Here is a 13,912-nt window from a genome sequence, read left to right on the forward strand (position 1 = left end):
TCAACAGCAGAGGTAGAAATACAATGAGTAGCATTGACCTCACATTACAAGTCTGGCGCCAGAAGAACACTGATTCTCTTGGTAACTTTGAAACATATACCGTAAATGGCATAAGCACTGATATGTCATTTCTTGAGATGCTTGATGTACTTAATGAACAACTCACTAAAGAAGGAAAAGACCCTGTAGCATTTGACCACGATTGTCGTGAAGGTATTTGCGGGCAGTGCGGTTCTGTTGTTAACGGTGTCGCCCATGGCCCTGAAAAAGAGGTTACTTTATGCCAGTTGCATATGCGTAATTTCGAGACAGGCGATAAAATTGTAATCGAACCATTTCGTTCAAGAGCCTTCCCGGTAAAACGTGATCTGCTGGTTGACCGATCCGCCTTTGACAGAATAATCCAGTCAGGTGGGTATGTATCGGTAAATACCGGCGGCGTACCTGATGGCAACGCTATCCCGATTCCGTCTCAGGTTGCAGAACTAGCCATGGATGCAGCAGCATGTATCGGTTGCGGTGCCTGTGTTGCCAGTTGCCCAAATGGTGCAGCTATGCTTTTTACCAGTGCCAAGGTAAGCCAACTTTGTCTGCTGCCTCAGGGAAGTACAGAGCGTAAACAGCGCGCTCTTTCCATGGTAGAGACAATGGATAAAGAAGGTTTTGGTAATTGCACCAATCACAAAGCGTGTGAAATTGTCTGTCCGAAATCTATTTCAATCAGAAATATTGCCCGTCTGAACCGCGAGTACGCAGTGGCTGCGCTTACTGAAGGATAGCGTTCCCCCAGCGTGTAGAGTATATTAGGCCTGTTTTGCATTGTATTGATCTATGTCAATGATGTGAAACAGGCCTTTTTTTATATATACAAATATGTTGCTCACAAGCAGACTTTTCGATTGTAAAACGACCCTCAGGAAAATCAGATATGCATTATAGCGTTGTAATAGCAGGCGGAGGCCCGGCAGGATTATCCTGCGCAAAAGTCCTTGCCGAAAATGGTATAGATGTTCTTCTTCTGGAACGCAAACCGCAGATTGGACCCAAGGTCTGTGCAGGTGGAATTACCTGGTCCGGTCTCATCAATAAAATCCCCGGCCATCTTGAAGAAAAACGTTTCCCTGTTCAGCATATATATACCCGTCGACAACATGCGACTATTACCGAGCAGGAACCTATAATTGCAACTGTTAACCGTGTAAAACTCGGTCAACACATGGCAGCTATCGCTATTGAAGCCGGAGCTGAAATCCAGACATCCTGTCAGATACGGAAGATTTCCAAAAATTCTCTTGAGTACACGGATAAAAAATCAGGAGAAGAAAGGACAATTACATTTGACTATCTTGTTGGCGCTGATGGGTCAACATCACTTGTCCGTCGCTTTCTTGGTCTCCCTACAGAGCATATCGGTATCGGAATTAATTATCAGATTCCGCGCTATGTGAACACGATGGAATGGCATCTTCAATCGAAACATTTTGCCAATGGCTACGGTTGGGTCTTCCCACACGCTACTACGGTTTCAATTGGTGCTTATGCAGATCAGCGGGCGATCTCTGCCAAGCAACTTAAAAAGGGATTATTACGCTGGGCTGCCGGACACGATTATGACTTACGCCGACACAAACCTCGTGCTGAATTTATTAATTTCGACTACCGCGGTTATGAATTTGATAATATTTTTCTTGCAGGTGACGCTGCAGGATTCGCATCCGGCCTTACGGGTGAAGGGATTTATCCGGCAATTATAACAGGTGAGCATGTTGGAAAATGCATAGCAAAAATCAATATGGATATGCAACAGATGCGACGACTGATACGTATGCAGAAGTTACATGCACGACTGGTAACACTGACTGGTAAAAGCAAATTTCTTTCAGAAGTGATGGCTGAATCTGTTACTTTCGGATTACGCTATAAGCTACTGAATTTCCGTAAGTTGGAAATGGCTCACTAAACTGCAATAACACTTTTTTTAATAATTATGACAAACCACTCGAAAAACAAAAAACTGCTCTTAAACATCGGCTTTGCAGTTATAGGTATCGCCATAGTTGCTTTCCTGCTTAACGCTCCGGACGAAACCACATCATTTTTACCTAAAGATGAGATTCACATCGCCTTTCATGCTATTGAAAGTAAAAAAGAGGCGGAAAAATCATGTATAGATTGTCATAGCGAGACTGGCGTTGCCCCGCTTCCGGAAAAACATCCACCTAAATATAGATGTCTTTTTTGTCATAAGCGGTAAAAGCTTGAGTAAAAAACTCCTTTATCAGAAACGCTCCCGCTTAACATTACTTTCGCTATCTTCAGTTTTTCTTGATTTGCCGCATTTCCAACATGCGGTAAATTGAGATTCAAGTGTTTCTCCACACCTGGAGCAGTTCCAGCTTTCTGACACTACGGGTGCCTCTTCCCTTTTCCTGTCTATTTCGTCAACAACCTTTCTAGCTTCTTCAAAATCCTCATCGTTAAAGATCCATACAGTCGGGAAAGTATCACCTACCATAGGTAACTCACCGCGTACGCTAAAAAGTGACTCCCCCCGTACCTCGCAACCGATTTCATACGACTCTAGAATACCCCGAACAATATGTGCATCAGCAGGATTTGCAGCAGTGTATATCTTTTTCATACAATCAACCCACTCGAAAATAGTTGAAATACAAAAGATTCTTTATTCCAATGTAGGCACTATTATCCGTCCTGAAAAGCCCACGAGAGAAACTACGGCTATATAAACAGAAACACCCGCTCAAAACAAAACCCGAGGGCTTGCTCTGAGCGGGTGTTAATTATCAAAAAACAACCTGATTACCACCGAAACTCAGCTTGAAAAAGTGAGCTATTAGGAGTGAGGTGCGAGGCGTTAACTACTACTCACGGAACATTCCATAACCAACCGTGGCTGCGTAATATTGAGTGACTGAATTTCGAATGTTTTTTTACTCCTCACTCCTCACTCCTTACACCTAACGCCTCACAATGCTTGCTGAGTTTCGGTGGTAATCATAAAAAACAATGTGATGCGTTGCTTTACCTATTTTATATCACAGGCTCTTTTTAACGATTTCGAAAACATCTCCTGAAAGATCGGGAGTAGTGATAATTCTTTCCAGTTGATCTCGAATCAGGTGTTGTCGCTCACCGTCATATTTTTTCCAGGTGGTAAATGGCGATACCAATCGGGATGCAATCTGCGGATTAATTGTATTCAACTCGATTATCCTGTCAGCAAGAAATTCATACCCTGCCCCACCGATATCGTGAAAACGAACATGATTCAGTGAACAGAAAGCCCCAATAAGCGATCGTACCTTGTTTGGATTCTTAATGGAGAAAGCTGGGCTTTTCATCAATTCCCGAACTTCTTCAAGAGTTGATTCACGGCTTGAGATTGCCTGAAGAATAAACCATTTATCCATAACAAGCGGATCATTCTCCCATAACTCATAGAAATCTTCAAGAATGTCGCCTCTAATATCAAGATCACTGTTTGAAATCATGCTGAGAGCGGCAATTACATCAGTCATATTCGCACGACTCTCATATTGCGCCAGGCAGAGATCTATAACTTCCTGCCTTGCAGGTTCGAGGGCCATAAGATAATTCAGGACAACGTTTTTTAAACTGCGCTGCCCCATAGCCTCTGGTGTAATCGTATATTCGCCATTCTGGTTATTTCGACGATATACAGTTATAAATTCGTCATATAGCTGATCAGCTAATTCCCGTTTAACGAAGTTTTTCGCAGCATGAATAGCATCCGGATCAATCACATCCATCTGGATTGCCAGATATGTCTCAGGAGGAAGTTGTAATGCCTGAGCCAATAAGGCTGTATCCGCCTTGGCGTTGGTGAGATTTTGTGAGACTGCAGTTATGTACTCTTTATCAAGTTCTGGCTTCCCACCTGCCTGTAGAGTTTTAACTACATCAAATATTACCTGTTCAGTTAATTTAGATGATGCTTCCCAGCGATTATACAAATCTGAGTCATTAGCCATAAGGAATGAAAGTTCCTCACGTGTCTGAGAAGACTCAACCTTAACCGGTGCTGAAAAGTTCCTGAGGAATGATAATACCGGCTTCTTTTCTATTCCTGCAAAACTGAACTGCTCACGCTCTTCACGTAGTTCAAGCAGGATCGAATCTTCATCAGTGATTCGGATATCGTTACCCTCTTCGTCAAGAAGACCTATCTGCAGCGGAATATGAAACGGTAGTTTAACTTTCTGGCCAGGTGTTGGTGGGCAGGATTGCTCAACGGTTATTATATATTCCTGCTTTTCGCTATTATATTCAGTATTGACCTTGAGTTGCGGTGTACCAGACTGACTATACCAGAGTTTAAACTGCTCAAGATCACATTCGTTAGCATCAGACATTGCCGCAACAAAGTCATCACAGCTCACAGCCTGGCCATCATGTCTCTCAAAATAGAGATCCATACCTTTTCTGAAGCCTTCAGCACCAAGAAGGGTGTGCATCATTCGGATTACTTCAGCACCTTTATTATAGACCGTAACCGTATAAAAGTTATTGATCTCCACATATGAATCAGGACGAACAGGGTGTGCCATCGGCCCACTATCTTCCCTGAATTGATTGGTACGCAATACTCGAACGTCATCAATTCGCTGAACCGCTCTTGAATTCATATCAGACGAGAATTCCTGATCGCGAAAAACAGTAAGTCCTTCTTTTAAACTGAGCTGGAACCAATCGCGACAGGTGATACGATTTCCAGTCCAATTGTGGAAGTACTCATGAGCAACAACACCTTCAATTCCAAGATAATCGTTGTCAGTTGCCGTCTCAGGGAGTGCGAGCACGTATTTTGAATTAAAAACATTCAGTCCTTTATTCTCCATGGCTCCCATGTTGAAATCATCAACAGCAACGATCATGAAAATATCGAGATCATAATCGAGACCGTACACATCTTCATCCCACTTCATCGATTTTTTGAGTGAACGCATGGCATGATCGCATTTAGTGATATTTCTTTCTTCCACATAAATACGTAAACAGATTTCGCGTCCGGATCGGGTGACAAACTGATCTTCAATATATTTCAGATCACCTGCAACCAGAGCAAACAGGTAACTTGGCTTAGGAAAAGGATCTTCCCAAACCGCAAAATGACGACCATTATCTAAATCACCCTCTTCGATCTTGTTACCATTTGAGAGTAAAACAGGACATGAAGAGACATCCCCCTCAATACGTGTAGTGAACTTCGCAAGAACGTCAGGCCGGTCGAGGTAATAGGTTATTTTACGAAACCCTTCGGCTTCGCACTGCGTACAGTAGTTTCCGCTCGACCGATACAAGCCTTCAAGAGAAGTATTTTTATCAGGGTAGATTCGAGTAGTTATTTCAAGAGAAAAAGCATCATCTTCTACTGATACACTGAGACCTTTTTCGTCTCTTGTGTACGTCTCAGCTTCCATCTTTTGATCGTTATACCTGATATCTATTAGCTCAAGTTCTTCTCCATCAAGAGCCAGTTTTTTCGTAATCTCTGAGGATTGAGGATTTTTACGCACCTCAGACTTTGCGATTACGTCAGTATAGTTATCTGTTAGCTGAAAAGTGAGTGAAATTGATTCGATCAGATATTCTGGTACCCGATAATCTTTCCTGAGAATTGTTGGATGCTCCTCGTTCTTCATTCTCGCTTGACTCCTGTATATTATTTATCAGTTCACGGAGAGTTGCCGTGATTTTGTTTGTTGACACAACGTATATGGCAATTATATTCATATACGATTATATATTTTCATTATCCACCGCCTTTCATCAACAACGGAAGCTGTGAATCCTGAAACATCCACTCGACTCTTTGTTAGTGCCTTTTACGAACAACTCTTCCAAGTCGCCTAAATTAAGCTCTTGAAGACAAGGAAGAAATCGGGTGTAGAATTAAATTTCAGGACCAACACTAATTACTTATACAATAGAATACAACCGGGAAGCATTCCAATGATTACAATCAATGAACATTATTTAAAGTTACAGGCGTCCTACCTCTTTTCTGACATCGCCAAGCGTGTAGCATCATTCCAGGCAAATAATCCCGAAAAAGACGTGATCAAACTTGGTATCGGAGATGTAACCAGAGCCCTACCTAAGGCATGCGTTGAAGCTTTTCATAAAGCTGTTGATGAAATGGCCTCAGATTCCGGATTCAGGGGATATGGTCCTGAACAGGGATATGATTTTTTGCGTGAAGCTATTGCTAAAAATGACTTTCAATCTCGCGGAGCTGATATCGCTGCAGATGAAATATTTGTAAGTGACGGTGCTAAATGTGATACCGGAAACATTCAGGAGTTATTTTCTCAGGATATCACCATCGCTATCCCTGATCCTGTCTATCCGGTTTACCTCGATACCAACGTTATGGCAGGTAGAACTGAAGAGTTTGCAGACGGACGTTTCAAAGGTATTGTCTATCTTGATTCCACCAAAGAGAATAACTTCGTCCCTGCCCTTCCAACAGAAAAAGTTGACCTCATCTATCTCTGCTTCCCGAACAACCCTACAGGATCGACTATCACCAAAGATGAGTTGAAAACATGGGTTGATTATGCACGAGATAATAAGGCCCTTATCCTTTTTGATGCTGCATATGAGGCATTTATCACTGATGAATCCCTGCCAAAGTCCATATATGAGATCGAAGGGGCCAAAGAAGTTGCAATAGAGTTTAGAAGTTTCTCTAAGAGTGCTGGTTTCACGGGGACACGTTGCGCTTTCACCGTTGTTCCGAAAGAGTGTATGGCATACGACTCCAAAGGTAACAAGCACTCTGTTCACACACTGTGGAATCGTAGACACTGCACCAAATTCAACGGTGTATCCTATCCGGTTCAGCGTGCTGCGGAAGCGGTTTACAGCGAAGCAGGAAAGGCCGAAGCCAAGGAACTGGTTGAATCCTACATGAAAAATGCTGCCCTCATCTGTGAGACCATGGATAGTCTGGGTTACAAATATGATGGCGGTACAAACTCTCCGTATATCTGGATTGAAGGCAAAATGGACTCCTGGGAGTTCTTCGACATGCTGCTTAACAAAGCAGGAGTTGTATGTACACCGGGTGCCGGCTTTGGTAAATGCGGTAACGGATATATCCGTATCTCAGCGTTTAACAGTTACGAGAATGTTGTGAAAGCTATGGAAAGAATTCGTGAAGCTCTCAGCTAACCCGAATTTCTTAGCAAAATAGTAAAAAAAAAGGCGGTCAGGATGCATTGTATATCCTGACCGCCTTTTGTGTTTTATGAAAAATGCCGTTATTTTTCAATAGCTGCAGCTTTAAAATGGATATTTTCCTGTAAGCCTTCCATAGTAATAACCTGCCCTGCTCCATGTTCTTTCAGGCAGTCGATTACCCCTTCTACAAGTCTTTCGGGAGCTGAAGCGCCAGCTGTAATGCCTATACATCCAACACCTTCCAGCCAAGATTCATCGATATCTGATCTATCGTCGATCAAATAGGCCTGAGTGCCAACATTTAAGGACACTTCCCGCAATCTGTTCGAGTTTGAGCTGTTCTTTGAACCTACGACGAAGATAAGATCAGTGTCCACCGCAAGCTTTTTAACAGCATTCTGACGATTCTCTGTAGCAAAGCAGATATTTGATTTCGGGCCTCGAAGAAGTGGAAAACGATTTTTAAGAATCATGTGAATACCGACGATGTCATCTTTGCTCAACGTGGTCTGAGTGACATATGCGACTCTGGATTCATTATCGACCTGAAGATTTTTCGCTTCTTTTTCACTGGCAATGATATGCACTTTCCCCGTTACCCGACCGGCGGTACCTTCAACTTCAGGATGCTTATGATGTCCAATAATTATCACATCATAATTCTCGTCATGATACTTCTCAACCATTCGATGAACGCTTCCCACAAGCGGACATGTTGCATCGATTGTTCGGAGGCCTAATTTTTTGGCTTTATTTTCGACAGAGACAGAGACACCATGAGCGCTGAAAATGCAGATTTCACCCGTTGGAATGTCCTGAAGTTCTTCTACAAAGATCGCTCCGAGTTTCTCCAACTCCTGTAGCACATGTTTATTATGAACTATTTCATGAAGAACATATACAGGGCTACCATGATCAATAATGGCCTGTTTGACTGTCTCAATTGCCCGCTCCACCCCTGCACAAAAGCCACGGGGTGAAGCGAGTACTATATCGAATTTACTCATTTTATTCCTTTATAGTGCTTGAATAAAGTCCAGCCCTACTGTTCTCGTCATTGAGCGGCGTTACTATGAAACGATTTTCGAAGCTATATATAAATCGAGTGAACAATATAAATTATCTACTTACTTGGAACAACATTTGGAACAACAAGAACCGGTATTTTTGACAGTCGATTAACACGCCTGGTAGTAGAACCCATAACTTTACTCCCACGTACTTTTCTCGACGATTTACCTATAACTATCATGTCCATTTCGTGTTCTTCCGCAACACGAAGTATTTCCTCACTCGGTTTTCCAGCAACTACAAGAATTTCTTCTATTGGTTCAGATTCAAGTGATTTACCGCCACATTCGTCATGTAAAAACTTATCAATACGCTTTTTCATATATTTCAGCACTTTCTTCATGCCGTCTTTGCGAACCTTTTTCACATCTTCTTCAGACAGATATTGCTGAATAACAGCACATGTCACTTCTGTCATTGGCTCGACGACATGCAACACATGCAACGAGGCATTGTTATTCGCTGCCTGTGCAAGAGCATGCAGAAACACAGGACGTGTATGTTTACCAAGGTCTGTTACATATAATATTTTTTTTACTTCAGGTGTCGTAAGCATCAATTATCTCCAGAATATATGAGTATTCATCCCAAAACCAGATAGCTACATATCAAATCTATCCTTTTGTGACCTATATGTTTTGCTTTAGAACCGGATAGAAAAGTGTTATCTGGTTCAATTTTCGTCACTCAAGGTTGTCAGGATTTTAAGAAACCATCTTATAGACTATAGGTCTTCTTTCTGGCAAGACAATTTGCTTAGAGATTACAAATAAAAAAAAATCCCCTTTAAAATTTAGCGTCAGCCAAATTTTAAAGGGGATTTAGAGTTACTCTATTTTTTCTTTATTTATCAAAACCCCTGCATCTTATCCAGCAGTTCCGGCAAAAAGAGCGATATCTGTGGGATATAGGTAATAAGTATCAGGAAGGTCATGAGAACCAGCAACCATGGAAGTGCGGCCTTGATAGCCCAGCCCATACTGTGGCCTGTTATGCCCGATATTACAAATAGATTGAGTCCGACAGGTGGTGTCAACATACCAATCTCCATGTTAACAACCATGATTATACCCAAATGAATAGGATCAATACCCAACTGAACCGCAATCGGAAAGAGAATCGGTGCCATAATAAGCAGAATCGCTGATGGCTCCATGAAGTTTCCAGCAATAAGCAGGAGAATATTTACCACTATGAGAAACATCCACCATGAAAGACCAAGGTTAACAATAATCTCTGCAATATGATGCGGGATACGCTCAGTGGTGAGCACATGTGCAAATAGCATTGCATTTGCAATGATAAAAAGAAGCATTATGCTCACTTTACCTGCATCAAGAAGAACCTTATTAACATCTTTGTCAAAAATACATTTTGGAAATGAGATAACTGTTTTAACTGTATTTCTGACAATCATCTGAGTAGTAGATTCACCTGATTTCTTCCACGGCTCATTTTTCATCGGCCCCATATCGCGGTAGCCAAAAATAGCTACGAGAAATGCATAAACCGCTGAAACAGCTGCAGCCTCAGTTGGACTGGCTATTCCACCATAAATCGAACCAAGGACGATGATAATCAGCATCAAACCGCCAAGTGCGCTGAATCCTGCTGCAAATATTTCTTTTACACCTGCCCATGGCTGACACGGTATATTTTTAACCCTCGCAACAATATAAATAACAAGCATCAGCATCAATCCCATCATGATACCTGGGATAAAACCTGCCATGAACATTCTCGCTGCAGACACTTCTGTTGCAGCTGCATACACCAGCATGACGATAGAAGGCGGAATCAAAATACCAAGAGTACCAGCATTCGCAATAACGCCAGCAGCAATTGATTCAGGATAACCAGCTTTCACCATACCTACTATTACTATTGAACCTATAGCCGCAACAGTCGCAGGAGACGAACCTGATACAGCTGCAAAGATCATACAGGCCAATACTGAGGCCATAGCAATACCACCCCGGATATGCCCGACAACACTCAGCGCAAAACGAATAATTCGTTTTGCTACTCCACCTGTGGACAAAAAAGCGGAAGATAAGATAAAGAAAGGAATGGCAAGCAGGGTGTAATGTTCTGAAAGAGCCTCAAACAATTTCAATGCAATCGATGCCAAAGAATCACTTGAAAACATGAGAATAGTTGCAATACTTGAAAAACCAAGTGCAAGGGCAATTGGCAGCCCTAACATCATACAACCAAAGAGCAGGATAAAAAGGCATGCGGTCGTCATTTGTTGGCCTCCTCTCTCTTCAGTTCTTCTGCAATCTCCATGCTTTCCTTAGCCTCATTTGCGTGTTTAAATCCATCTGATTTGTCGATGATGATAGACCAGATTATCTGACAAAGCCGTATAGTCAAAAATCCAAAACCAACCAACAACATTCCGTGAGCCAACCAGGTCTGGATGGGCAGATCTTCGAGTTCAATGCCGATCATCTTCATCTTTTTCAGATAAATCCAGCTTCCGTATAGTACAAGCCAACAATAAGCAAGACCAACAATACCAGCTATCCCACTGAGGATTCTACGACCTTTCCTGGGGAAGAGCTTCACGAATGCGTCCATCCCGATATGGGATCCTACTTTCAGGCCATACGATGCTCCAAAAAGTACAAACCACGCAGACATATGCAGCGTGAGTTCCTGTGACCACATAAAACCTGTGTTAAAACCAAATCGCATGATAACGTCGACAAACACGAGCAGTGTCGTCAGCACCAGTAGCAATGATATAATTGCTTCCTCGGCACGATTCAGGATACGCCAAAACATATTTTTCCCCTCTTCAAGACGAATTGCAGGGACAAGGACCAGCCATGTCCCTGCAAGGATATCTTCACCTTCTCCTCAGATGTTACGTATTCAACAATTACTTGTTGGAAGCATAGGCAGCATCAATAAGTTCTTTGCCAATTTCTTTTTCAAACTGCTTCCATACTGGTTTCATTGCCTGTACCCACTGAGCACGCTCTGCATCGTCAAGGGTGATAACCTCTGAACGTTTGGAGTCGATAATCTTCTGCCTATCTTCAGCACCTTTCTGGGCAGCAACCTGATTGCCGTATAAAATTGCCTCATCAAGAGCTGTTTTAACTTCAGCGCGGATATCTTCAGGCAATCCGTACCAGAATTCTTTTGATGTAACGACCATATAGTCAAGAACACCATGATTAGACTCTGTTATGTAAGGTTGAACTTCAAAGAATTTTTTGGAGTAAATATTAGACCACGTATTTTCCTGACCATCGATGGCTCTGGTCTGCAAAAGTGTGAAAACCTCTGAGAACGGCTTTTTGAGAGGGTTGGCGTTAACAGCATGGAACTGTGCCTCAAGAACTTCTGAAGACATAATACGGAATTTCAAGCCATTAGCGTCTGCGGGAACCTTCAGCAACTTACTAGCGGAGAGCTGCTTCATTCCATTATGCAGGTAACCAAGACCAACCAGTCCTTTCTTTTCAAGAGACTTGAGCAACTCCTGACCGTCTGCACTTTGCTGGAAGGTATCAACGGCATTCATATCTTTAAACAAAAATGGCAGATCATAAATTTGAAGTTTTTTGGTATAACGGCTGAACTTGGAAAGACTTGGAGCGCCAATCTGAACATCACCAAGTAACATAGCTTCAAGTACCTTATTATCACCGAAAAGCTGTGAGTTCGGGAAAACTTCAACAACTACTTTTCCGGCTAGGCGCTCTGCGACTAAATCTTTAAATTTGTTTGCGGCCTGGCCTTTCGGTGTGTTTTCTGCGACGACGTGGGAGAATTTAATAGTGATTGGTGCAGCGAAGGTGGAACCTGCAACTAACATAGCGGATACTGCAGCTGTAGCTAATAACGTGCTGACTTTACGGAACATACTTTTCTCCTCCAAATTAATTTTAAAGTACTCCATGCATTACGGGCAGTCAAAATGACATAAAAATAACCGCTCCATAAATGACAAACTCTCTTGCCTGCCATCACCTAACACAAAGCAACAATTAGACCAATTTGTTGAAAAATATGTAATTACCTCATATTACTAACTTTCATCATTTTTTATGATACAAACCATTCATCCAGTTGGCGGAATTCGGCCACTTTACCAATTGGCTTTAGAGGAATTCCGCCAATTGGTATATTAACAAGACCTCATTGCCAAATTATTTCTAAACAGATTTTCTTCAATTCTCTCATTCATTAACCGTTAGTCACACTCAGTCACTTCAATCGAAGAGAAATATACATAAAGGTATTATTTGTAATCACTCTTATCCAGACCGTGCTTTCGCATTTTGTCGGACAATGTCTTTCTAGGAATTGCCAGCGCGTCCATAACATCTTTTATACTGCCGTTTGCAGCAACCAGAGCCTGCTCTATAAGACTGCGTTCAAAACAATCGACCTGTTGTGGCAGACTTCTGTGATGCTCTACTTCTCCTCCAGACAGCAGTGCATCAATGGACCAGTCAACCTGCCCACCTAGCAAAACATACCTCTCAGCAAGATTCCTTAACTCGCGAACATTACCTGGCCAGGAATAAGCCATGAGAGAGTTCATCTGAGCACCATTGGGCTGGGGAGCTTCCTGCTGATACCTATGTCCTGCAACAAGCAAAAAGTGATGAAATAACAAAGGAATATCTTCTCTCCGCTCACGTAGTGGCGGAATTTCTAAACTCACAACATTGAGGCGGTAATAGAGATCCTCACGAAATTCACCCATTTCTGCATGAAGCCTCAAATCTACCTTTGAGGCAGCAACTACTCTGAGATCCAGATTTATCAACTCATTGGAGCCCAAACGCTCTAATGATCTCTCCTGAAGCACTCTCAGTAAATGAATTTGAACTCTCAAAGGCATCGATTCAATTTCATCGAGCAACAAGGTGCCACCATTAGCATATTCAATTTTGCCGATCCGTTGAGACTTTGCATCCGTAAATGCGCCAGCCTCATGGCCAAAAAGCTCGCTCTCAATCATTGTTTCAGGCAATGCACCGCAGTTAACAGCTACGAAATTTTTAGTTCTTCTTTTGCTGTGTTCATGCAAAGATCTGGCAACCAATTCTTTTCCCGTTCCGGTTTCCCCGAGAACCAGTACATCTGCGCCGGTATCAGCCACCTGGGAAATTGTTGCTCGTAATTTCTCCATTGCATTGGTTTTACCTATAATCCGAGGTCCTGGAGTCGAGTGCGCTTCAAGTTCCCTCCTGAGATTTCTATTCTCTATGGTCAGGGCCCTTTTCTCTAAGGCCCTTTGCACTGTTTTTACAAGACGTTCAGCAGAATAGGGTTTTTCTATAAAATCATAGGCGCCATCACGCATCGCCTGTACTGCTGTAGAGACATCACCATGTCCTGTTATGAGAATAACAGGCAGATCTTTGTCTAACTTTTGCGCCTCAACAAGAAATTGCAAACCATCCATTTGCGGCAAACGAATATCACAGACAACCACACCGGGCCAATCGTTTATCAATAGACCAATTGCATCTTCAGCATTCTCGTGGCAAATAACTTCGAGGTCTGCGAGTTCAAGAGTCTGTCTGTTTGCAAGCCGTATATGTTTTTCATCATCAATAAACAGGACCTTTTTACTAATCTCCAT

The 13,912-nt window shown here is 42.4% G+C and carries 12 protein-coding genes; 4 read left to right on the top strand and 8 right to left on the bottom strand.

All coding sequences use genetic code 11. From position 1 onward, the window contains the following. The first annotated feature begins 23 nt into the window (after positions 1-23). The 3 genes from FCL46_RS11630 to FCL46_RS11640 all read left to right on the top strand — a co-directional run bounded on the left by FCL46_RS11630 (position 24) and on the right by FCL46_RS11640 (position 2,254). Complete coding sequence (locus tag FCL46_RS11630; protein ID WP_136808294.1) at positions 24-779, top strand: succinate dehydrogenase/fumarate reductase iron-sulfur subunit; 756 nt, start codon at positions 24-26, stop codon at positions 777-779. A gap of 149 nt (positions 780-928) precedes the next feature. Beyond that, positions 929-1,960: an NAD(P)/FAD-dependent oxidoreductase gene (locus FCL46_RS11635; protein ID WP_136808295.1), complete on the top strand. Its 1,032-nt coding sequence runs from the start codon at positions 929-931 to the stop codon at positions 1,958-1,960. 27 nt (positions 1,961-1,987) lie between these two features. After that, positions 1,988-2,254, top strand: a complete 267-nt coding sequence (locus FCL46_RS11640) for a hypothetical protein (protein ID WP_136808296.1) — start codon at positions 1,988-1,990, stop codon at positions 2,252-2,254. Between the two features lie 24 nt (positions 2,255-2,278). On the opposite strand, the gene FCL46_RS11645 is transcribed toward FCL46_RS11640, so the two are convergent. Both FCL46_RS11645 and pepN read right to left on the bottom strand, forming a co-directional pair. Next, entirely contained in the window at positions 2,279-2,641 is a 363-nt protein-coding gene (locus FCL46_RS11645; RefSeq protein ID WP_136808297.1) for a putative signal transducing protein, read from the bottom strand. Positions 2,642-3,056: 415 nt separating this feature from the next. Beyond that, positions 3,057-5,684: an aminopeptidase N gene (gene pepN / locus FCL46_RS11650; RefSeq protein ID WP_136808298.1), complete on the bottom strand. Its 2,628-nt coding sequence runs from the start codon at positions 5,682-5,684 to the stop codon at positions 3,057-3,059. Positions 5,685-5,994: 310 nt separating this feature from the next. Here pepN and FCL46_RS11655 point away from each other — a divergent pair, with 310 nt between their 5' ends. Next, positions 5,995-7,218, top strand: coding sequence for an LL-diaminopimelate aminotransferase (locus tag FCL46_RS11655; RefSeq protein WP_136808299.1), 1,224 nt, complete (start codon positions 5,995-5,997; stop codon positions 7,216-7,218). Positions 7,219-7,307: 89 nt separating this feature from the next. On the opposite strand, the gene ispH is transcribed toward FCL46_RS11655, so the two are convergent. The 6 genes from ispH to FCL46_RS11685 all read right to left on the bottom strand — a co-directional run bounded on the left by ispH (position 7,308) and on the right by FCL46_RS11685 (position 13,912). Continuing rightward, positions 7,308-8,234 (bottom strand): 4-hydroxy-3-methylbut-2-enyl diphosphate reductase, encoded by a 927-nt coding sequence (gene ispH / locus FCL46_RS11660; RefSeq protein ID WP_136808300.1) that lies wholly within the window; start codon positions 8,232-8,234, stop codon positions 7,308-7,310. Between the two features lie 116 nt (positions 8,235-8,350). Then, on the bottom strand, positions 8,351-8,854 hold the full coding sequence (locus FCL46_RS11665) for a universal stress protein (protein ID WP_136808301.1): 504 nt from the start codon (positions 8,852-8,854) through the stop codon (positions 8,351-8,353). A 294-nt stretch (positions 8,855-9,148) separates the two neighbouring features. Then, positions 9,149-10,546, bottom strand: a complete 1,398-nt coding sequence (locus FCL46_RS11670) for a TRAP transporter large permease (protein ID WP_136808302.1) — start codon at positions 10,544-10,546, stop codon at positions 9,149-9,151. Next, a complete protein-coding gene (locus FCL46_RS11675; RefSeq protein ID WP_136808303.1) occupies positions 10,543-11,088 on the bottom strand; it encodes a TRAP transporter small permease in 546 nt (181 codons plus the stop codon). The genes FCL46_RS11670 and FCL46_RS11675 overlap by 4 nt, the downstream gene beginning before the upstream one ends. Before the next feature lie 97 nt (positions 11,089-11,185). Beyond that, entirely contained in the window at positions 11,186-12,130 is a 945-nt protein-coding gene (locus FCL46_RS11680; protein ID WP_420811274.1) for a TRAP transporter substrate-binding protein, read from the bottom strand. A gap of 426 nt (positions 12,131-12,556) precedes the next feature. Then, positions 12,557-13,912, bottom strand: a complete 1,356-nt coding sequence (locus FCL46_RS11685; RefSeq protein ID WP_136808305.1) for a sigma-54-dependent transcriptional regulator — start codon at positions 13,910-13,912, stop codon at positions 12,557-12,559.

The organism is Desulfosediminicola flagellatus (assembly GCF_005116655.2).
Taxonomy (GTDB): Bacteria; Desulfobacterota; Desulfobulbia; order Desulfobulbales; family Desulfocapsaceae; genus Desulfopila; species Desulfopila flagellata.

What these genes read in the sequence shown, in the direction of transcription:
- FCL46_RS11630 (WP_136808294.1), top strand. Translation starts at nt 24, where the DNA reads ATGAGTAGCATTGACCTCACATTACAAGTCTGGCGCCAGAAGAACACT.
- FCL46_RS11635 (WP_136808295.1), top strand. Translation starts at nt 929, where the DNA reads ATGCATTATAGCGTTGTAATAGCAGGCGGAGGCCCGGCAGGATTATCC.
- FCL46_RS11640 (WP_136808296.1), top strand. Translation starts at nt 1,988, where the DNA reads ATGACAAACCACTCGAAAAACAAAAAACTGCTCTTAAACATCGGCTTT.
- FCL46_RS11645 (WP_136808297.1), bottom strand. Translation starts at nt 2,641, where the DNA reads ATGAAAAAGATATACACTGCTGCAAATCCTGCTGATGCACATATTGTT.
- pepN (WP_136808298.1), bottom strand. Translation starts at nt 5,684, where the DNA reads ATGAAGAACGAGGAGCATCCAACAATTCTCAGGAAAGATTATCGGGTA.
- FCL46_RS11655 (WP_136808299.1), top strand. Translation starts at nt 5,995, where the DNA reads ATGATTACAATCAATGAACATTATTTAAAGTTACAGGCGTCCTACCTC.
- ispH (WP_136808300.1), bottom strand. Translation starts at nt 8,234, where the DNA reads ATGAGTAAATTCGATATAGTACTCGCTTCACCCCGTGGCTTTTGTGCA.
- FCL46_RS11665 (WP_136808301.1), bottom strand. Translation starts at nt 8,854, where the DNA reads ATGCTTACGACACCTGAAGTAAAAAAAATATTATATGTAACAGACCTT.
- FCL46_RS11670 (WP_136808302.1), bottom strand. Translation starts at nt 10,546, where the DNA reads ATGACGACCGCATGCCTTTTTATCCTGCTCTTTGGTTGTATGATGTTA.
- FCL46_RS11675 (WP_136808303.1), bottom strand. Translation starts at nt 11,088, where the DNA reads ATGTTTTGGCGTATCCTGAATCGTGCCGAGGAAGCAATTATATCATTG.
- FCL46_RS11680 (WP_420811274.1), bottom strand. Translation starts at nt 12,130, where the DNA reads ATGTTAGTTGCAGGTTCCACCTTCGCTGCACCAATCACTATTAAATTC.
- FCL46_RS11685 (WP_136808305.1), bottom strand. Translation starts at nt 13,912, where the DNA reads ATGGAGATTAGTAAAAAGGTCCTGTTTATTGATGATGAAAAACATATA.